Here is a 20,864-nt window from a genome sequence, read left to right as displayed (position 1 = left end):
CAATTAAGCATCAATATCCGCATTTAAAGCATTTTCTTCAATGAATGCACGACGTGGTTCCACATCATCACCCATCAAGCAAGAGAACATACGATCTGCTTCAATCGCATCATCAATAGTTACCTGCAACATATTACGGTTTTCAGGGTCCATTGTCGTTTCCCAAAGCTGTTCAGCGTTCATCTCGCCAAGACCTTTATAGCGCTGAATCATCATACCGCGGCGCGAATCTTGCAAAATATGCTGCCAAACCTGATGGAAGTTAGCCACTTGAATACGGCGATCACCTTTTTGTAAATAAGCACCATCTTCAAGCAAACTGAACCAGCTCTTCGAGTTTTTCAGCAAACGTGCATACTCAGCTGAATTCAATAAAGCTGCATCAAGCAAATATGCATGTGGCAAGTTATGAACATATACCGTAATACGCGGCCAATAATGCGCAGATTTTTCACCTTGAGCATTTTCACGCTCAAATGACTCTAGTGTAATTTCTGGGCGTAAACTTGGCTGTAATCTTGTAATGATAGCTTTTACTTGATCAGCCCATTGTTGTACATAAGCCTGATCATGATTTTGATCGCTCTTGAACGCTTCTACTTCAAGTAAAGCATCCAATAAGCTAGCTGGATAACGTAAAGTTAAGCGCTGTAAACTCTTTTGTGAAACTTGATAGTCTTGAATGACTTTTGCAAGTGCTTCACCTGTAATAGCAGGTGCTTCAGCATTGGTATGCAAAGATAGCTCATCAATCGCATTTGAAATTAAATAAGTTTCCAATGCATCATTATCTTTGATGTATTGTTCCTGCTTACCTTTTTTCAATTTATACAAAGGTGGCTGTGCAATATAAATATGCCCACGCTCAACCAATTCTGGCATTTGACGGAAGAAGAACGTTAATAACAAAGTACGAATGTGCGAACCATCAACGTCGGCATCGGTCATGATAATGATTTTATGATAGCGTAGCTTATCAGGATTATATTCTTCACGACCAATACCACAGCCAAGCGCAGTAATTAAAGTACCGACTTCCTGACTAGAAATCATTTTGTCAAAGCGTGCACGTTCAACGTTTAGAATTTTACCTTTCAAAGGCAAAATAGCCTGCATTTTACGGTTACGGCCTTGCTTGGCACTACCACCTGCAGAGTCACCCTCGACAAGATATAGTTCAGAAAGTGCTGGATCTTTTTCCTGACAATCTGCCAATTTACCTGGTAAACCAGCGATATCAAGTGCGCTTTTACGACGCGTCATTTCACGTGCTTTACGCGCAGCATCACGCGCACGCGCAGCATCAATAATTTTACCTGCAATCGATTTTGCAGCTTGCGGGTTTTCAAGTAAGTAAGCAGAGAACTCTTTGTTCATTGCTTGCTCAACTGCTGGTTTTACTTCACTCGATACCAATTTTTCTTTGGTTTGAGATGAGAACTTCGGATCAGGTACTTTTACCGAAATAATAGCAGTTAAACCTTCACGCGCATCGTCACCGGTTACATTGACTTTTTCTTTCTTGATAATATTTTCATTTTCAAGATATTGGTTAAGACCACGCGTCAACGCTGCACGGAAACCTGCTAAATGCGTACCACCATCTTTTTGAGGAATGTTATTGGTAAAACAACGAACGTTTTCTTGATAACTTTCGTTCCACTGTAAAGCTACTTCTACAACAATACCGTTATCTGTATCTGCAGTGAAATGGAAAATCTCATTCAGATGAGTTTTACCTTCGTTAATGTATTTTACGAACTCAGATAAGCCACCTTCGTAGTCATACACATGTTCAAGGTTAATTCGTTCATCACGTAAAACAATACGCACGCCCGCGTTTAAGAAAGAAAGCTCACGTAAACGACGCGCTAGAATTTCTACGTTAAAGATAGTTTGACTAAAAGTTTCCGCGCTTGGCCAAAAACGTACTGTTGTACCGCTCTTATCTGTTTCACCAATCACACGTAATGGATATTGCGGATCGCCGTGTTGATACTCTTGCTCATGCACTTGTCCAGCGCGAGAAATCATTAAATGTAATTTACGCGAAAGTGCGTTTACTACAGAAACACCTACGCCGTGCAAACCACCTGAAACTTTATAGCTGTTGTCATCAAACTTACCACCTGCGTGCAGAATGGTAAGAATTACTTCTGCTGCAGAAACACCTTCTTCAGGGTGAATATCGGTTGGAATACCACGGCCATTATCAGAAACGCTTACTGACTCATCTTCATGAATAGTGACAATAATTTCATCACAATGTCCAGCTAAAGCTTCATCGATTGCGTTATCGACTACCTCGAATACCATATGGTGTAAACCGGTACCGTCGTCTGTATCCCCAATATACATACCCGGACGTTTACGAACTGCATCTAATCCACGTAATACTTTAATACTAGAGGAATCATAAGCCTTTTCATTGGTTTGTTCTGTTTGAGAGGCTGATTGAGACTCTGAACTCATGGTTTCTCCCTAGCAAATATAGGTTTATTCAAAGATGGTTAACATCAAAAAATTATGGTGAAGCAAGACTAACTTGACCGGATTCAACATTGAATAATTGATATGAAATAGACAGATCATGTAAGTGTTTTTTTACCGATGCATGATCTAAAGTTGTCATAAAAACCTGGCTACCAAGTTGGCTTAATCGTTCAATTAAACGTTGTTGTGCGGTTAAGTCTAATTCTGCTGTCAGATCATCTAATAATACCACAGTTTCCTTATTACTCGCATGTAACATTGCAATTTGTGACAGTTTTAAAGCAATAATCAGCAGTTTTTTCTGACCTCTTGATAAAACCACATCAGCGTGTCCAAACGGGGTTTTTAAGCGCAAATCTGCACGATGTGGACCATATTCGGTATACCGTCTTTCGATATCTTTTTGGTGTTGATTTAGCAGGTCTTGCATGAGCCCCTGCTCTGTATGAAAACCTGGACTGTATTCCAGTTCAATTTCAAGATCAGGGAGTAATTGGCTCAAATCATTTTGAAAAAACACATTCCATTGTTCCACAATACCCAAGCGCTGAGAGTGCAAAATTTCACCATAATCACTCAGCATTTTGTTCCAAGGCTCTAAATCAGCCAACGACAAATTTCTTCGGGTTTTAAGTAACGTATTTCGCTGTTTTAATGCACGCGAATAATATTGCCACGCAAAATAAAACTCAGGTTCCACGTGGAACATCAGCCAATCTAAAAGTTGGCGTCGTGGTTTTGCACCATGGTCAATAATGTCGGTACTTTGTGGATCGAGGTGCTGTAAAGGAAGTAATTTAGCAAGTTGGCCTTGGGTAGCTACGGTATCGCCATTGACCTTCATCAACTGCTCACCAGATGCTAACTTTTGCATGCCAATTTTTTCAGTACTAGACTGGGCAAAGACAATCGCATCTTCGGCAGCATACTGAATATAATTTTTAGGAATATGAGTGCGGAACGATCGCCCAGTTGCAAGCAAATGAATTGCTTCCAGAATGGAGGTTTTCCCTGAACCATTAGCGCCATAAAATATATTAAACGGTTGCAACCCTTGGAGTGCAACCGTTTTTAAATTACGCACACGTTCAATGTTTAAGCGCGTAAGATGCATATTAGATAGCCAGATTATACACGCATCGGCATAACTACATAAGTTTGATCAGTATGTGCTGGGTCTTGAACCAAAACAGACTGATTCGCTTCACTCATACTCATGTTTACGTCATCGCCATCAAGTACACCTAATACTTCAAGTAAATATTGCGCATTAAATGACATTTCAAGCGGTACGTTTTGATATTGGATAGCTAAATCTTCAATAGCCTCATCTTGCTCAGGGTTATTCGCACGAAGCTGTAAAGAATCTTGATTAAAATTTAAGAAAACACCACGTAACTTTTCATTACTTAAAATTGCAACACGTTGTAATGATTGCTTAAATACATCATGACTAATTAATACATGTTTATCGCCACCACGTGGAATTACACGACGATAATCAGGGAATTTTCCATCAATCAATTTTGTTGTAAAACGAACAGTAATATCACCCTGCTCTTTGTCACGACTTGGCGTATTGATGGTTACATTTAACAACTCACGGCCAATCAACAATGTTAATTGTTCATCTTCAATGCTCAGTAAACGCTGTAATTCACCAACAGCTTTACGAGGTACAATGGCCTGAACCAATTGAGATGATGTAGAAGAAGCCGTTATTTCGCAAAGTGCTAAACGGTGTCCATCTGTTGTTACTGCACGTAATTGATTTTCATCAATTTCCAATAAAGTACCTGTTAAATAGAAACGTACATCTTGTACAGCCATCGCAAAAGCAGTTTTTTCAAATAAACGCTTTAACTCACGTTGAGTTACCTGTACTTGAGTACCTTGACTATTTTCAGTCGTCAATAATGGATAATCTTCTGCTGGTAAAGTTCCTAATACGAAACGGCTATTACCAGATTTTAAGATACATCTTTGATCTTCAGTAATTTGTAAATCAATTAATGCAGCTGTAGGCAATGATTTACAAATTTCCATTAATTTACGCGCAGGGACTGTGGTTTCCCCTGCTTCAAGGCATGCCCCTTCTGTTAAAACAGTGCTCGCAACCAGTTCGACCTCTAGATCGGAACCAGTAATGGTGAGCGCCTGAGCATTAGTCTGAATTTTGACGTTTGAAAGAATATTCAATGTATGACGACGTTCTACCGCACCGACAACATGCGATAAAACATTGAGTAAACTTTCTTTAGCGATTTTCAAACGCACGATTCATTCCTCTAGCAACTTGGAGCAAATATTTCATTTTTTAGCTGTGTACTATGCTGCACTTACGTAGACTTTGCAACAAGGTCTTATTATTTCATTAACTCTGAAGTAGACGCAGTAGATTTTTATAATCTTCGTCAAAAATTGGATCTTCTCCGCGCAGACTGGTTACTTTTTCACAAGCATGCATCACAGTACTGTGGTCACGTCCACCAAAAGCCATTCCAATTTCAGGAAAACTATCACCGGTCAATTCACGAGCAAGCCCCATTGCTAACTGACGTGGTCGAGCATAAATTCGCGTACGTTTGGGTCCTACTAATTCTTTTAATGGGATACGGAAATACTCACTCACCACGCGCTGAATATTTTCTACACTAATTGTTCGTGCACGGATCGCTAACACATCTTTCAAAGACTCACGAACCACATCAAGATCGATTGGCGCACCTTTAAAACGAGAAATTGCAACGACTTTATTAAGTGCACCTTCAAGTTCACGTACGTTAGCAACCACTTGTTGTGCAATAAATAATGCACAATTTCGAGGTAAATCAACGCCGCTATTTTCGGCTTTCTTTAATAAAATTTCGATACGAGTTTCAATATCTGGTGGTTCAACGCCTACTGAAAGTCCCCAAGAAAAACGAGAAACTAAACGCGGATCCAACTCTGTTAACTCTTTTGGATAACGGTCTGAAGTTAAAATAATTTGTTTAGATTCATCAAGTAAGGCATTAAATGTATAGAAGAACTCAACTAGACTCGCCTCTTTACCTGCTAAGAGATGAATATCATCGACCAATAATAAATCTAAAGAACGACAGTTTTTCTTAAACTCTTCTACTTTGCCTTTTTGTAAAGAACTCACAAAATCCTGAACAAAACTCTCAGAAGTCATATACATCACACGAGCATTTGGTTTGGCTTGTAATAAAGCATTACCAACTGCTTGCATTAAGTGTGTCTTACCTAATCCTGTAGGACCGTATAAAAACAAAGGGTTATGTTGTGAGGCACCTAATTGAGTTAATACTTTTCTACATGTTTCAGCAGCCATCTGGTTCGAACGGCCTTCAACAAATAAAGAAAAAGTAAACTGAGGATTCAGTAGTTTCTTTTTTGATGTTTTCGGATTGACGACACTATTCGCATGTGGGCTAGAAACAGACTCAGGCTCTTTTTTTACTTTAATACTTTGTGGTGGTGCAGTTTGCAAAGCAGCGGTAGTGGTTGCTGGTTGTTCGCTCGATGACAAAATACTCCCAGGACGAGAATCAACTAAGATCTCAACCTGACGTACACGTCCTTCTGACAACTGCTCAGCCAATATAGAAATTAATTCTAAATGATTCTCTTGAATGTAACGCGTCCAATAAGGGTTAGGAGCATAGAGACGTAGTATCCCTTCTACTTCTTCAGCAACTAATGGGCGAATCCACATCGCAAAGACGTTATCAGAGAGCTCTTGTCGCAAGCGAGTTAAGCAGTCTGTCCAAAGCATGTGTATCCCCTATTTTTGCGTTTTTAAATTCAAACAATCTAAAGATTCACCCTTCCATATGAGAAGGGGTCGCCATTCTAACCAAGTTATCCACATCTGTCATGACGAATTCGAGCGATTTTGTCTAAAAAGAAAACTCTTGTGAATAAATTTAAATTCAAAACCACTTGTGTATAACTTTTTGCACAACCTGTGGATAAATTATCACACAAACTTATCCACAATCCATAAATATAATAAAAACAGAGTTATCAACAACCCAAATACATGTTTTTTAAATTTAAAAGTACGAAATCCACAGAAAAAACCGCTCCTAATAAGAATAAATATAAATTTTAAAATTTGAATTTATTTAATAGGGGTGTGATCTTTTGTGGATAACTACAAAATATGAATTTAAATTCAAATGCAGCAAATCAAAGCCAAGATGATATCTTGTTTTGTTGATAAATATGTATATAAGGTGTGTATATAATAAAAGTTCTAATAAAAATAGACAATTACTTTGTGTATAACTTTAAAAACTATATATTGCACTGAATTATGACAATCATAAAAAGAAGTAGAGAGATTAAAAATTTGGGTTAAATACAAAACTTTCTTGGTTTTTCATTGACAGCGTAAACATTGCACAATAAAATCGCGGACCTTTATAGAAAGATCATTTTTGGGAGTTTCGATATGAAACGTACTTTCCAGCCATCTGAATTAAAGCGTAAACGCGTTCATGGTTTCCGTGCTCGTATGGCAACTAAAGCTGGTCGTCAAGTATTAGCTCGTCGTCGTGCAAAAGGTCGTCATAGCTTAACTGTTTAATACTGTTACGCTGACCAGACTTGGGTGTGATGACACTTTACAATTTTAGCACAGATGTGCGAATACGCTGTGCTGCAGATTATAAAAGTGTATTCGATGGTGCGCTTTTTAAAGTGCATCAACCCCATTTTTTATTTCTTGCAAAATTAACCGAACAGCCTAATAGCCGTTTGGGTATTGTTGTTGCTAAGAAAAAAGTGCGCCGTGCGCATGAAAGAAATCGAATAAAACGTCTTGCTCGTGAGAGCTTTCGTCTACATCAGCCGAATTTTGGATCAGATATAGATATTGTGGTAATGCCGAAAGTCGGTATAGAAGCGATTACGAATGCTGAGCTATATCAACAATTAGATTTTGCTTGGCAAAAATTACAACGCTTAGCAAAAAAACATTCTAAAGTTGGCACAACCTCGCAGAATTAAGAGATAGCCAATGGTTCGTTTTCTACGTTGGTTGATTCGACTGTATCAAATTGCGATTAGTCCGCTTCTTGGACCCCGTTGTCGTTATATCCCGACCTGTTCCCAATATGCGATAGAAGCATTGCAAACTCATGGTGCAATCAAAGGCGTTTGGTTATCTTCTAAACGAATTTGTCGTTGTCATCCGTGGGGTGGATCTGGATATGATCCGGTACCGCCAAAAGCAATTCGTTTTATTTCGTTTCATCAAATAGATTCTCAAACGCATCATGTTGCTGTACCCTTTCGTGATCGTTTACTGAAGCAAAATCTCTCTAACCATTTGGGGTAATAGATATGCAACAATGGGCCAGGTTTGCAATTCTCGGGGCCATGTTTGTCACCGCATATTTGCTCATTTTGGCTTGGCAAAAAGATTATGGAAATGCTGCAACTGCACCGCAAAAACAAGCGGCGGCTGTAAGTTCACATGAAGTATCTGCTGATTTGCCAAATGCTAAAAATGCAACAGTGGCTTCCGATGTGCCACAAGCAAATATTGCGCAGTCACAAACCACAGATGCAACTGCACCTGTGAATCAACAGCTTATTTCAGTACAAACTGACCTTTACCATATTTGGATCAATCCAAAAGGTGGTGATATTGTTCGTATTGAATTACTCTCACACGACAAAAGCAAAGACAGCGATCAGCCATTTGTTATGCTTGAAAATGATGCCAAGCGTACATATGTTGCTCAATCTGGCTTAATTGGTTTGAATGGACCAGATAGCAGTCGTGGTGGTCGTCCATTATATGCGGTTGAAAAAACATCATATACTTTGGCTGATGCTAAGGGTGTACAGGATCAAAAGGGTCAATCTGAAAAAGTTTTAAACGTTCCGATGGTATTTAAAACACCTGAAGGCGTTGAAATTATTAAAACTTTCACCTTTACCCAAGGGCAATATCCAATTGTTGTAAGACATCAAGTGATTAACCGTAGCCAACAAAGCTGGCAAGGTCAGATGTTTGGACAATTAAAGCGTGATAACTCTGATGATCCTGGTAAATCTTCTCAAGGTATTTTCACTCTAGGAACTTTCTTAGGTGGAGCTTGGGGAACACCTGATTCACACTACAATAAGCTTAAGTTTGCTAATTTCTCAGAAGAAAAAGTAAATACTGAAGCGAAAGGTGGATGGGTTGCGATTGTTCAGCATTATTTTGTAAGTGCTTGGATTCCTGGGAATCTTAAACTGACTCAAGCAAATGGTCAGCCTTATGTAGCTAAACTTGAATCTCGTCAATCTGCTGATCATATGAATATCATTGGTTTTACCTCACCAGTGATTAATGTTCCGGCAGGCACTTCAATGGAAGTGGACGCAAAACTTTATTCAGGTCCGAAAGTACAATCTGAATTAAAAGATTTAGCGGTTGGCTTGAATCAGACTGTTGATTATGGCTGGTTATGGCCGATTGCCAAGTTATTGTTCTTAGGTCTTCAATTCTTCCATAGCATTGTGGGCAACTGGGGATGGTCAATCATCTTACTTACCGTGATGGTGAAGATGATTTTGTGGCCTTTATCTTCAAAAAGTTATCGTTCTATGGCGAAAATGCGTGTGATTGCACCAGAAATGCAACGCATGAAGGAAGAGTTCGGTGAAGACCGTATGCGCTTCTCGCAAGAAATGATGGCTTTATACAAACGTGAACAAGTGAATCCACTTTCAGGTTGTTTACCATTGTTGCTACAAATGCCAATTTTCCTTGCCTTGTATTGGGTACTCATGGAAAGTGTGGAATTACGTCATGCACCGTGGTTAGGCTGGATTCAAGATTTGTCAGCAATGGATCCTTGGTTCATCTTGCCGTTGATCATGGGTGCTACGATGTTTGCGCAGCAAATGTTGAACCCACAACCCGCTGATCCTATGCAGGCAAAAGTGTTCCGCATTATGCCGATTATGTTCACGGTATTTATGTTGTTCTTCCCGGCAGGTCTCGTGCTGTACTGGATTGTGAACAACAGTATTACTATTTTACAGCAGTCGTTTATTAATAAGAGCGTTGAAAAAAGTCGTATAAATAAGACTGAATCAGCTTCTTAATCGTTGAACTTTTGCTGAATAAATCCGCTTAAGATGGTAATCTTAGGCGGATTTTTCTTTGGTTGGATTTTAGGTTTTTAGGTGAATAATATGCAAAGTCAAACCACGATTGCCGCAATTGCAACGCCACCAGGGCGTGGTGGTGTGGGCGTGATTCGCCTATCGGGACCTAAAGCTTATGAGATTGCTCAAAACCTGACACAGAAAAACTTGCCGGAAGCACGTATGGCAGGTTTTCGTAAGTTTTATGATGCTGATGGCAGCATTATGGATGAAGGGATTGTTCTATGCTTTCCCAATCCCCACTCGTTTACAGGTGAAGATGTTGTAGAGCTACAAGGTCACGGTGGTCCAGTCATCCAAAATGCCTTGCTGGGACGTCTATTTGAGCTGGGTGCAATTGCTGCAAAAGCTGGTGAATTCTCCATGCGGGCTTTTGAAAATGGCAAGATGGACTTGGTACAAGCAGAAGCGATTGCCGACTTGATTGATGCGACTTCACAAGCTGCAGCACGTTCTGCCGTTCGTTCTTTACAAGGCGCTTTTTCAACAAAAATTAATACGGTTTTAGAAAAACTGATCCATTTACGCTTACATGTTGAAGCCGCAATTGATTTTCCTGAAGAAGAAATTGATTTCTTGGCAGACGGTAAAATTTTAGCTTTACTTGAAGATGTTCAGCAGTCAGTACATGCAGTTCAAACATCTGCACGACAAGGTCAATTACTACGTGAAGGTTTGCAAGTTGTTATTGCGGGTAAACCAAATGCAGGTAAGTCGAGCTTGTTGAATGCGCTAGCTGGCGTTGAGCGCGCAATTGTGACCGATATTGCTGGTACAACTCGCGATGTTTTACATGAAAAAATTAGCTTAAATGGCCTACCAATCACCTTAACAGACACAGCTGGCCTACGTGAAACAGGTGACATTGTTGAAAAAGAAGGGATTCGCAGAGCAATTAAAGAAATTGAACAAGCTGATTTGTTATTGCTGGTTTATGATTTAAATCAAGGCGATGACCCATTAAAACTTGCTCAAGAATATTTTGCTGAACACATTGAACCGCGTCGCTTAATGTTAATTGGCAATAAATGCGATTTAACTGGTCAATTAGCTGAAATAAACGATTTTCAAGGATTCCGTCATATTACAGTTTCAGCAAAACAAGAGATGGGCGTACAAGGCTTAGTAGATGCGATTACAGCGCATGCAGGCTTCCACCCTGAGGAAGACACCTTTATTGCAAGAACACGTCATTTAGACGCAATGAAGCGCACACAGCTCTATCTTTCAGAAGCACATGAGCAACTTGTTGTGTTTAACGCAGGAGAACTCGTTGCTGAATCATTACGCCTTGCTCAAAATGCTTTAGGTGAAATTACTGGTGACTTTAGCGCTGATGACCTATTAGGCAAAATCTTTGGTTCGTTTTGTATTGGAAAATAATTAAAAAACTCTGGATGATGCACATGGCTGTGTCATTCAGTCACTTTGTTAACCGTATCTTTTTAAAACCTTTAAAAACTCATCTAACTCATTCTGATCAACTTGTGCTTCTTTGAGCACATGGTGATGTAAATGCTGTTCCATCAATTCACTCATCAATCCGTTTATCGCACCTTTAATGGCAGCAACTTGTTGCAGTATATCTATACATGAAATATCCGGCTGTTCAACGGCATGTTCAATACTATTAATTTGCCCTTTTAGTCGTTTTACACGATTAACTATTTTTTTATCCTGACCAATGTGACTCATCTGTGTTCTCTTGTATAATTCAATATACTGGTAGGGAGTATATTGGGTTTAAATATTATGCAGGATCATAGTGTATCACGTCATCATCAACATCAGTTTGATGAAGGAAATCCACTTGCACAAAAACGTATTTTGATTGCAACGATTTTAACGGCATCCATGATGGTGTTAGAGATATTTGGTGGATGGTTTTTCAATTCAATGGCACTTCTCGCTGATGGTTGGCATATGAGTTCACATATGTTGGCACTCGGTTTAGCCTATTTTGCTTATCGTGCAGCTCGTCATTATTCCAAAGATCGTCGATTTAGTTTTGGAACTTGGAAAATCGAGATTTTAGCGGGTTATAGCAGTGCAATTTTGCTGATGGTTGTCGCCATTTTTATGGCTTTTCAGTCGATACAAAGGTTATTTAATCCAGTTGAGATTTTTTATAATGAAGCGATTCCCATTGCAATTTTAGGTTTGGTCATTAACTTGATTTGCGCATGGTTACTTCACGATGATGGGCACCATCACCATCACCATCACCATCACCATCACGAACATCACCACCATGATTTAAACCAAAAAGCTGCTTTTTTACATGTGGTTGCAGATGCTGTGACCTCGGTTTTTGCAATTATTGCGCTTTGTGCTGGCAAATATTTCGGATGGGATTTTTTAGATGCGCTTTTAGGGATTTTAGGTGCTATTTTGGTTGCAAAATGGTCTCTTGGGTTAATGAAAGAGACAGGAAAAACCCTTTTAGATGCAGAAATGGACCATCCTGTGGTTGAAGAAATTCGAGAAGTAATTGCTGAATTTCCTAAAAATATTGAAATTACGGATATTCATGTCTGGAAAGTCGCAAAAGGTAAGTTTTCTTGTATTTTAGCGCTCGAAACTGATGATATTTCTTTAACCGCGGATCAGATTCGTCAGGCTTTATCAATTCATGATGAAATTGTGCATATATCGGTAGAAATTAATATTCTAAAATCTGCTTATGTTCCACGTGAAACATTGGCATAAATGAGTGGCATTTTGGTTATAACTCGGTAATCAATTCTGTTTTCAAAAGCTGAACTGATTAAAATGAGCTCCTCTCCTACCTATGAGTCGGTTTTATGCTTAAAAAATTAGGAATATTGGCGTTATTTAGCTTAACAGCAAGTGTGAGTTTCGCTAATGTAGATACTGTTAGGGAAAATATTAAAAAACAATATCCTAATTTGAAAATTAGCAATATTCAGAAAACCGAAATGCCTGGGCTATATAGCGCTAATCTCGATCAGCAAATCATTTATGTTGGCGAAGATGGGCAGCATATGTTTGTAGGCTCTATGATTCGTTTAAAAGATCAGAAAAACTTAACCAAAGATCTAGTGTTAGGACAGAACTCAATTGATTGGAAACAATTACCTTTAAAAGATGCCATTAAAACGGTTAAAGGTAATGGACAGCATGTTTTAGCAGTATTTTCTGATCCAAACTGCCCTTATTGCAAACAACTTGAACCTGAACTCGATAAGCTGAAAGATGTAACCATTTACACGTTCATCTATCCTTTAAAACCTCAGTCTATTGTTGTTTCTAGGCAGGTTTGGTGTGCGCCAAATCAATCCTATTCATGGAAAAAACTGATTCAACAAGGTGTTAAACCAACAGTGACAAACTGTGCTAATCCAATTAATCGTAATTTAGAGCTTGGAAAAAAACTAGGTTTTAATGGTACCCCTACCTTAATTTTTGCAAATGGATTTAAACTGGTAGGCGCTCGATCTGCCGAAGAAATTCAGGCAGTTTGGAAAGAATTAGATCTATAAAATGAATTAAAAAAAAAGCACCATCTGGTGCTTTTTTATTGCCTAAAAGTCATTAACTTTTTCGTGCAATTAAATTGTAAATAAAGAGAATAATGACTGCACCAATTACAGATGCGATAAAGCCCGCAGCTGAATTTTCTCCATAAAGGCCAAGTAAACGTCCACCATAAGTGGCGAGAAGTGAACCTGCAATACCAATTAGGGTGGTTACGATGAAACCTGCTTTATCATCCCCTGGATGTAAGGCACGAGCGATTAAGCCAGCAAAGAAACCAACTACAATAGCGACAATGAGTGACCACATATTTGTTCTCCAGTTGTTTTTTTGATGAAGTTAATGATTTTGCTTCATATTCTATCGTGCGGCAGAGTCATCTATTTTGTCTGTAGCAGATTGCGACTTTTTGTGTCTTTTTTGTTCGAAGCTAAAGTTTTATATAAAAAAATAGCACCTCGCGGTGCTATTTTTTTGAAATTTATAAACCAATTTCGCCAATAAATGGTAAGTGGCGATATTTTTGATCGTAGTCTAATCCATAACCCACAATAAACTTGTCTTCAACTTCAAAACCTAAAAATTTCACTTCGAGATCAATTTCACGGCGAGATGGTTTACTCACTAGCGTACACAATTGAATCGAATTTGGTTCACGAGTTTGCAGCATTTCCATAACTTTGCTTAAGGTATTACCTGAGTCGATAATATCTTCAACGACCAGTACATCTTTACCGCGAATTTCACCATCAAGATCTTTTAAGATTTTAACATCTCGACTTGAAGTCGTACCGCCGCCGTAGCTAGACACTGTCATAAAGTCGAGTTCATGCGGTTTGGTAATCGTTCGGCACAAGTCTGCCATGAAAATAACAGAACCACGCAGTAGCCCAATCAGGACTAACTCTTTGTCGCTATTTGCATAGTGAGCGTTAATTTGCTCGCCGAGCTCTTTGACTTTTGCTTGAATTTCTTCGGTTGAAATCATGATGCTCATTGCAACAGTCATGTCAGATTCCTACAAGATATAAAAGAAAAAATAAAAAAGGTGTTGACCTGCAACACCTCTAAAATCTGAGTTAATGGTAAAATTTTAAAGCAAAATGATGTTTCATGCACCCTTTGATGACTCTGAAATTTTATCATTTTGAGCAATATGTCGATCCCGCTTTAAAACAAGAGCACATATTCCAAATAATAACAAAAACTTAACGGCCCGATTTTTATTAGGTTGTTTCTTTTTGATAAGCACGGTTTCCATAAATATAAGTCGCCTCAATATTACGGTCATCACCTAAAGTGAATAATGCAAACAACGAATCTTCAACAGATTTGGATTTAGACTGGCGAAGTTGCTGTAGTGCAGTTGGCTTAAGGTTGAGTACCACAAAGTCTGCTTCTTTACCGATGTTGAAATTGCCTAACTTATCCTGCAAATCAAGCGCTTTTGCTCCGCCTAACGTCGCATGATAGAACGCTTCATAAGCTGAAAGCTTATCACCCTGTAACTGTTGGACCTTATAAGCCTCATTAACAGTTTGCAGCAAACTAAACGATGTACCAGCACCGATATCTGTACCTAAACCTACTTTCACTTGTTTTTCCCAAGTTTTTTTCAATGGGAATAAACCACTACCTAAGAACAGGTTTGAGGTTGGGCAAAATGCGATAGCCGACTGTGTATCATGCATACATTGCCATTCTTCATCTTCTAAGTGAACACAATGAGCAAAAACAGAACGTTTACCAGTTAGGCCATAATGTTGATAAACATCTAAATAGCCCGCTTGTTCTGGAAATAAAGATTTCACCCACGCAATTTCATCTTTGTTTTCGCTTAAATGGGTATGTACATACACATCTGGAAACTCTTGTTTTAACTGCCCTGCTCTTTCTAATTGTTCAGGTGTAGAGGTTGGTGCGAAACGTGGCGTAATCGCATACAGAGCACGGCCCTTACCATGCCATTTTTCAATGAGTGCCTTGGTGTCACTGTAAGCCGTTTCTGGTGTGTCACAAAGCGCTTCAGGTGCATTACGGTCCATGAGTACCTTACCAGCGATTAAACGCATCTGAACGCGCTCTGCGGCTTCAAATAAGGCATCAACAGACTCAGGATGAACCGTACAGAAAACGAGGGCCGTGGTTGTACCGTGCTTTAAGAGTTCCTGAACAAAGAACTGGGCAATTTCATTTGCATATGCTTTGTCTTGAAACTGGATTTCAGTGGGAAAAGTATAGGTATTGAGCCAGCTTAAAAGTTGTTCGCCGTAAGCTCCCACCATTTCGGTTTGTGGAAAATGAATATGGGTATCAATAAAGCCAGGTACAATCAATTGTTCTGGGTAATGTTGAACCTCAACCCCAGCAGGAAGATGCGCTTGAGCGTCTTCCCATGCACCAAACCATGTGATTTTTCCATGTTCACTAATCAATACACCATCTTCTAAATAACGCACCTGATTTGGAATATCAGTTGGCTCAGAGACGGTTTGTAGGATATCTAAAAAACGACCACGCACAACGGTGGTATTTGCGATCAATGACATGGAAAGCCTTTATATTTTCACTTTTTTCGATTGATTGTACCCCACTTAGCCAATATTTAAACGGTATAACGTTTACTTAGTCCCCATTCAGCCAAAATCCGTCGATAAGTCGTTGATGAACGGTCTGCTTCAAAATGTGCTTCCATCATTAAATCAAGCGGTAGTTCTTCTGGCTTTTGTGATTCGACCATGTCTTGATCTTCGGCAAAAATTTGAGCATTAAATGCGTATACCTTTTCTAAATCACCTGTCTGATCAAAGTTACGGGTGAGTGGAACAAATAAACGGGTTCTATTGCTCGAAATAGGACAGCAGGCATTCAAGATTTTTAAGACCCCACCTTCTGGAAAATCGACTGTAAGCACGGCTGAAAAAGGTGGATAGACTTCAAAGGTGCGCTTCCATAAAAAGCCTTCTGGTTCGAGATGTTTTAGCTCATGCGGATAGTTACTGACATTGCTGATATAGACCGTTTTTAAGCCATATTCAGTACGTTCAGTGTGATATTTAGGGACGATGGGATTATCGCGATTTGCAAAGGCATTGTGATGTACCCACGCAAAATGAGCGACATCGATAAACCCTTCAAGTTGACGTCCGCTAGAACCACCAATATCGACGAAAGGCGGTAAAATTGATTGATGCTCTGCGTGGTCCCAAGTATCTAATATAGGAATATTAGCTTTAGCAATATCACGACCATGAATACTGGTCCAAATGAGACCATATCTTTGTACAACTGGAAATTTGGTCAGAGAAAAACGATCAGAAATTTTAGTTAGTTCGGGCTGAGCTGGTATTTGGGTACATTTCCCTTCGGTGTTATAGCGTAGACCATGATAAGGGCACACAATCTCCTCACCATCCACCCAACCTTTGGTTAAAGGAACACCGCGATGAGGACAAATGTCTCGGACCAGATGAATTTCACCACTTTCTGTTTTATAGAGTGCCATGTTGACGTCTAGTAGCGTGATGCGTTGAGGCGCGGTAGAGAGATCTTGAATACGGGCAACTGGATACCAATGACTTGATAAAATTTCCCAATCTTTTGCATCAAAACTGCTGTTACATGGCATGGCAAGTGGCGTTAAAGTTGGAATAGCATTCATAGCATCACTCCTTAAAAAAAATCAGGGCTCTCGCGAGCCCTTAAAATCTAGGCTTTTTTCTTTTTAGGAGATGCAAAGAGCTTGCCAATATTGATTTTTAATTAAAGAAATAAGAATAAAATTATTAAATTACATAAGATTAAGTTATTATTTTTTTGAATTTTTGTTCTAATTTAGCTTTAAAAACCAAAAATTATTATTCGCTATATATTTAAAATGCACTGATTGACTATGTGGAAGGCACAATAAAAAAGCACCTAAAAAGTGCTTTTTAAAATACCTCTGGGCATTTATTACTCGACAAAATAATGTGCTGCAAAGTGAGCATCATTACCAATAATGTCATAGCAATCTTCACGAATAGACATGCCTGAACATTGATGTCCAACCATCCATAAACCGAGTGTAGGTAGTTGCCCTGAAAATAATGGGGTATCTACCCATTTCTGTACGACATAACCGTATTTGTCATAGTCATCAAAATAAAAGCTACCAGAAGCCGCGCCTTGGTCATGGCTGTCTTGTAAAACTCGAATATTGGCTCCTTCCCTTGCCAAAATCGGCTTTTTCACCCATTTGCCAGACAAAGCTTGTTGTGGGTCATAGGTATGGGTTTCGACCAACAATGGATGGTTTGGATAACGCTTCCAAAGTTCAACCAGAATCGCTTTATTTGAAAGTAACATTTTCCAGCAGGGTTCAATCCACTGTGTTTGTGGGTGAATATATTGAGAAAAGGCTTCCTCCCAAATCCATTCCCATGGATAGAGCTTAAATATGTTTTGAATGGGGCGATTATGAAGATCGACAAAATCTTGCCCGTTCCAACCTATGTTTTCCATAGAAAGCTCGGAAACTTGTAGATGAGCTTGATAAGCCGTATCCATCAAGTACTCTAAATTACCCCAGTCCTCCCTTCCGGCTTCCTGACAGGCAGCAAAATGTACATGGCTACCACGCGGTAAAATTGTCTTCCAGCGTTTAATCAGGTCTTCATGAATGCTATTGAATTGATCTCGGTTTGCAATGCCTGAGACCTGTTCTATCCACAGCCACTGCGCGACAGAAGCTTCGAGTAAGCCAGTCGGTGTGTCTGCGTTATATTCCAGCATTTTGATATTTCGCCCATCGCAAGCGAAATCAAAGCGACCATAGAGCATGGGTGCATTTTTTTTCCACGAATGTTCAATGTGGCTTATGGCTGTTTCTGGAATTTGAAAATAGGCTGGATAGTCCCCGCGTTGAATGAGATCTCCTACTACCGCTAAACACATCTGATGCAGTTCATTTGCCGCATCTTCAAGTTGTTCAATCTGTTTAAGGGTAAACTCATACGCAACCCCTTCAGACCAGTAAATTGAGCCATCAAGAGAAGGTAAATTAAAATAATCGAAACCAATATTTTGATGCTCCACTTGCCAGTCTGGGCGCGGAGTAAATATTTTTCTTTTCATATTAAGTGAATGCCTAAAGACTTAGCCGCCAAAAGAAAAACCGCTACGGCCAAAACCACCACGAATTGGGGATGAAGAAGAAGCGCTTTTCGCCGTACTTGAAATAATGGGGCGACCTATACTCAAATTGCTATAAGGATGTAAGGTATTGCCATGATAAGAAACTTCGCGATTATTTCGATAATACGCAGGCCCTAAATAGCGGCTACCAGTATAGCTAGAACCATGTCCACTGGAGCTATTTTCTTCTTTACAAGTTTGGGTATTCCAGTCGCGAGCACAGTCATATTGGTTGTTATATACGTCTTGTACTAAGGGACCATCATTATGGCTACATGCTGTGAGTAATAGCGGAACGACGACGAGATTAATTTTTTTAGAACGCATGAGACTCCACACATTTTAATAAGTATGTTCGGCATAAAATACCGAATAGCTGTTATCTATTATGTTTCTGATTAGGAAAGATAAATTTTAGGTTGGCATATGATATTAATCTGTTTTTTTAAAGTACAGTCTCTTTTGAAGATTTAGATGACAAGGCATCTCACATGTAGATGCCTTGTTGTGATGAATTAAGACTGCAATTGCTTTTTGTTATGTCGTAAAGAGAGGTAAGCCGTAATTGCTAACACTATTACGATAAAGCTTAACGAGATCCAGATTGGCATGTGGAATACATCAAGCAACAACATTTTTGCACCAATGAACAGTAAGATGATGCCTAAGCCATATGGCAAATAATGCAATTTAGTTGCAGCGCCAGCAAGTAAGAAGAACATTGCACGTAAACCTAAAATTGCCATTAAGTTTGCTGTTAAAACAATAAACGGATCGCTCGTTACCGCGAAAATAGCAGGAATAGAATCTACTGCGAAAATCACATCTGAAGCTTCAACCAAAATCAATACTAAAAATAACGGCGTTGCCCACAATAAACCATTTTGACGTACAAAGAATTTGTCACCTTCAAGCTGTGGCGTAATACGCATGTGCTTACGTAACCATTTTAGAGCTTTGATATCTTCAATATTGGTTTCTTCTTCTTGGCCTTTTAAGAATTTGAAACCTGTATATACCAAGAACGCACCAAAGATATAAAGCACCCAAGAGAACTCTTGAACGAACCATGCACCAATAAAAATAAAGAGGGTACGCAGTACAATTGCGCCTAATACGCCGTAGAGCAAAATTTTACGTTGCAGCGCAGCTGGTATAGCAAAAGCTGCAAAAATCATTAACCACACGAAAACGTTATCAATTGCGAGGGACTTTTCAAGTAGGTAACCTGCAAAGTATTCCATGGTTTTTTGGTTTGCTAAGGTCACCCCAACTGTTTGTTGTAGGTAAAGCCATAAACCACCACCAAATAAGACCGCGACGCTTACCCACGCCACGCTCCAGTAAGCAGCTTGCTTAATTGAGACATCCTGACCTTGCTTTTGCTTAAAGCCTAAAAAGTCCACTAAAAGCATGACAATGACAATGCCAAAGAATGCTACATACAGCCATATATTGCCGATTGTTTCCATAAATCCTCCTCACATCCGGCAATTGGGCATAAAAAAACCTCGACCAGTTGCCAGATGAATTAAACATCTGTATCAACATGATCAAGGTCTTGCCTACATCATGAATTTCACGATGCTCAGATACCGACTTTTTAATAAAAGTGTATTGACGATATCTGACACATAACATTGCTGTTATGTTTGGAGGAGGCTACTCCCCTTGTCAAACTAAATTCTGTATTGGATAAAACCTATCCAATTTCACATAGAATGGCAGATTTTTTTATATTACGCAACTGAACTTAATGTCGTGGTTTTAATATAAAAAAAGATCTACGGATTATTTAATCAAACCCCGATCTAAAAGCGGTTTACATATAATTTGGTAAAGGTGAATAAAGAATGCGGTCAAACTTGTACCGTAAGCATTCCAGAAGTAATAACCTGCCGTATTGACCAGTAGCGCTACGATAAAGGCCCCCAACATGTCTAAAGGGAAATGCACACCTAAATAAACACGTGACCACGCTACTACAAATGACAAAAATAGCAGAATAATTCCAATCATTTTGCGCTGAGCAAACAAATAAGACAGAGCAATGGTACTGAAAATCAGCATATGATTACTTGGAAAAGATGCAGTTGGCGCATGCTCAATAAACGTGGTGCCAACACCCATGACAAACGGTCTGGAGTGATGGTAAAACAGAGAGATAACGTAACCTACTAAAAGGGATATGCAGGTTAAAAAGACAGACTTAATGACTCTATTTTTTAAATCTTGATCACCATAGAACCATAAAAATGTAAGGATGAATAAAAGAATATAGAGGAGATCATTAGCAAAAAAGATAGCAAGACGAATGATAAATTGACTCGCATCCTGAGCCCCATTAATAACATGGAATAAGCTAAGGTTGAGTGTTTCTAAAGACATTCATATTCCAAACAAGAACAAAAACGTGGGCTATGATAAAGAATTAAGCCTATTGTCTTGATAAAGAATTGTCACAAAAATGAAATATAGTTTGTTTGTGAGTAAAGATTAAACAGCAAGTCTAGATATTT

Annotated in this window: 20 protein-coding genes; 7 read left to right on the top strand and 13 right to left on the bottom strand. The window is 39.1% G+C overall.

Going from position 1 to position 20,864, the window contains the following annotated elements:
* Nucleotides 1-3: 3 nt before the first annotated feature.
* From gyrB to dnaA, 4 genes are all read right to left on the bottom strand, one after another.
* Nucleotides 4-2,472, bottom strand: a complete 2,469-nt coding sequence (gene gyrB / locus ACT53H_RS18465) for a DNA topoisomerase (ATP-hydrolyzing) subunit B (protein ID WP_004795574.1) — start codon at nt 2,470-2,472, stop codon at nt 4-6.
* 52 nt (nt 2,473-2,524) lie between these two features.
* Complete coding sequence (recF, locus tag ACT53H_RS18460) at nt 2,525-3,607, bottom strand: DNA replication/repair protein RecF (RefSeq protein WP_005308367.1); 1,083 nt, start codon at nt 3,605-3,607, stop codon at nt 2,525-2,527.
* A 14-nt stretch (nt 3,608-3,621) separates the two neighbouring features.
* A complete protein-coding gene (gene dnaN, locus ACT53H_RS18455; RefSeq protein ID WP_005308370.1) occupies nt 3,622-4,770 on the bottom strand; it encodes a DNA polymerase III subunit beta in 1,149 nt (382 codons plus the stop codon).
* 97 nt (nt 4,771-4,867) lie between these two features.
* Nucleotides 4,868-6,274, bottom strand: coding sequence for a chromosomal replication initiator protein DnaA (gene dnaA, locus ACT53H_RS18450; RefSeq protein WP_005308372.1), 1,407 nt, complete (start codon nt 6,272-6,274; stop codon nt 4,868-4,870).
* A gap of 681 nt (nt 6,275-6,955) precedes the next feature.
* Between dnaA and rpmH the strand changes: the two genes are divergently transcribed.
* From rpmH to mnmE, 5 genes are all read left to right on the top strand, one after another.
* A complete protein-coding gene (rpmH, locus tag ACT53H_RS18445; RefSeq protein WP_000831329.1) occupies nt 6,956-7,090 on the top strand; it encodes a 50S ribosomal protein L34 in 135 nt (44 codons plus the stop codon).
* Nucleotides 7,091-7,119: 29 nt separating this feature from the next.
* Nucleotides 7,120-7,512 (top strand): ribonuclease P protein component, encoded by a 393-nt coding sequence (gene rnpA, locus ACT53H_RS18440; RefSeq protein ID WP_004795567.1) that lies wholly within the window; start codon nt 7,120-7,122, stop codon nt 7,510-7,512.
* Nucleotides 7,513-7,522: 10 nt separating this feature from the next.
* The gene (yidD, locus tag ACT53H_RS18435) at nt 7,523-7,843 is read left to right on the top strand and encodes a membrane protein insertion efficiency factor YidD (RefSeq protein WP_003656027.1); all 321 of its coding nucleotides are present in this window, start codon (nt 7,523-7,525) and stop codon (nt 7,841-7,843) included.
* Between the two features lie 5 nt (nt 7,844-7,848).
* The gene (yidC, locus tag ACT53H_RS18430) at nt 7,849-9,609 is read left to right on the top strand and encodes a membrane protein insertase YidC (RefSeq protein ID WP_004795565.1); all 1,761 of its coding nucleotides are present in this window, start codon (nt 7,849-7,851) and stop codon (nt 9,607-9,609) included.
* 90 nt (nt 9,610-9,699) lie between these two features.
* Nucleotides 9,700-11,055, top strand: a complete 1,356-nt coding sequence (gene mnmE / locus ACT53H_RS18425) for a tRNA uridine-5-carboxymethylaminomethyl(34) synthesis GTPase MnmE (RefSeq protein WP_049838387.1) — start codon at nt 9,700-9,702, stop codon at nt 11,053-11,055.
* A gap of 48 nt (nt 11,056-11,103) precedes the next feature.
* On the opposite strand, the gene ACT53H_RS18420 is transcribed toward mnmE, so the two are convergent.
* Complete coding sequence (locus ACT53H_RS18420; RefSeq protein WP_174740334.1) at nt 11,104-11,367, bottom strand: metal/formaldehyde-sensitive transcriptional repressor; 264 nt, start codon at nt 11,365-11,367, stop codon at nt 11,104-11,106.
* A 57-nt stretch (nt 11,368-11,424) separates the two neighbouring features.
* On the opposite strand from ACT53H_RS18420, the gene dmeF reads away from it, so the two are divergent.
* On the top strand, nt 11,425-12,381 hold the full coding sequence (gene dmeF / locus ACT53H_RS18415; RefSeq protein WP_476009831.1) for a CDF family Co(II)/Ni(II) efflux transporter DmeF: 957 nt from the start codon (nt 11,425-11,427) through the stop codon (nt 12,379-12,381).
* A 95-nt stretch (nt 12,382-12,476) separates the two neighbouring features.
* A complete protein-coding gene (locus ACT53H_RS18410) occupies nt 12,477-13,175 on the top strand; it encodes a DsbC family protein (protein ID WP_476009830.1) in 699 nt (232 codons plus the stop codon).
* 52 nt (nt 13,176-13,227) lie between these two features.
* On the opposite strand, the gene ACT53H_RS18405 is transcribed toward ACT53H_RS18410, so the two are convergent.
* From ACT53H_RS18405 to ACT53H_RS18370, 8 genes are all read right to left on the bottom strand, one after another.
* The gene (locus tag ACT53H_RS18405; protein WP_000269732.1) at nt 13,228-13,479 is read right to left on the bottom strand and encodes a GlsB/YeaQ/YmgE family stress response membrane protein; all 252 of its coding nucleotides are present in this window, start codon (nt 13,477-13,479) and stop codon (nt 13,228-13,230) included.
* A gap of 172 nt (nt 13,480-13,651) precedes the next feature.
* The gene (gene hpt, locus ACT53H_RS18400) at nt 13,652-14,179 is read right to left on the bottom strand and encodes a hypoxanthine phosphoribosyltransferase (RefSeq protein ID WP_004795560.1); all 528 of its coding nucleotides are present in this window, start codon (nt 14,177-14,179) and stop codon (nt 13,652-13,654) included.
* 217 nt (nt 14,180-14,396) lie between these two features.
* Nucleotides 14,397-15,719: a guanine deaminase gene (guaD, locus tag ACT53H_RS18395; RefSeq protein WP_476009829.1), complete on the bottom strand. Its 1,323-nt coding sequence runs from the start codon at nt 15,717-15,719 to the stop codon at nt 14,397-14,399.
* 56 nt (nt 15,720-15,775) lie between these two features.
* The gene (locus tag ACT53H_RS18390) at nt 15,776-16,831 is read right to left on the bottom strand and encodes an aromatic ring-hydroxylating oxygenase subunit alpha (RefSeq protein WP_004795558.1); all 1,056 of its coding nucleotides are present in this window, start codon (nt 16,829-16,831) and stop codon (nt 15,776-15,778) included.
* A 293-nt stretch (nt 16,832-17,124) separates the two neighbouring features.
* Complete coding sequence (locus ACT53H_RS18385) at nt 17,125-18,285, bottom strand: glutathionylspermidine synthase family protein (RefSeq protein WP_476009828.1); 1,161 nt, start codon at nt 18,283-18,285, stop codon at nt 17,125-17,127.
* Nucleotides 18,286-18,306: 21 nt separating this feature from the next.
* On the bottom strand, nt 18,307-18,672 hold the full coding sequence (locus tag ACT53H_RS18380) for a hypothetical protein (protein WP_476009827.1): 366 nt from the start codon (nt 18,670-18,672) through the stop codon (nt 18,307-18,309).
* 188 nt (nt 18,673-18,860) lie between these two features.
* Nucleotides 18,861-19,817: a TerC family protein gene (locus ACT53H_RS18375; protein ID WP_476009826.1), complete on the bottom strand. Its 957-nt coding sequence runs from the start codon at nt 19,815-19,817 to the stop codon at nt 18,861-18,863.
* Between the two features lie 319 nt (nt 19,818-20,136).
* The gene (locus ACT53H_RS18370) at nt 20,137-20,733 is read right to left on the bottom strand and encodes a phosphatase PAP2 family protein (RefSeq protein ID WP_476009825.1); all 597 of its coding nucleotides are present in this window, start codon (nt 20,731-20,733) and stop codon (nt 20,137-20,139) included.
* Nucleotides 20,734-20,864 lie beyond the last annotated feature (131 nt).

The organism is Acinetobacter sp. DMC2 (genome assembly GCF_056314305.1).
This window is presented reverse-complemented; position numbering and strand designations above follow the sequence as displayed.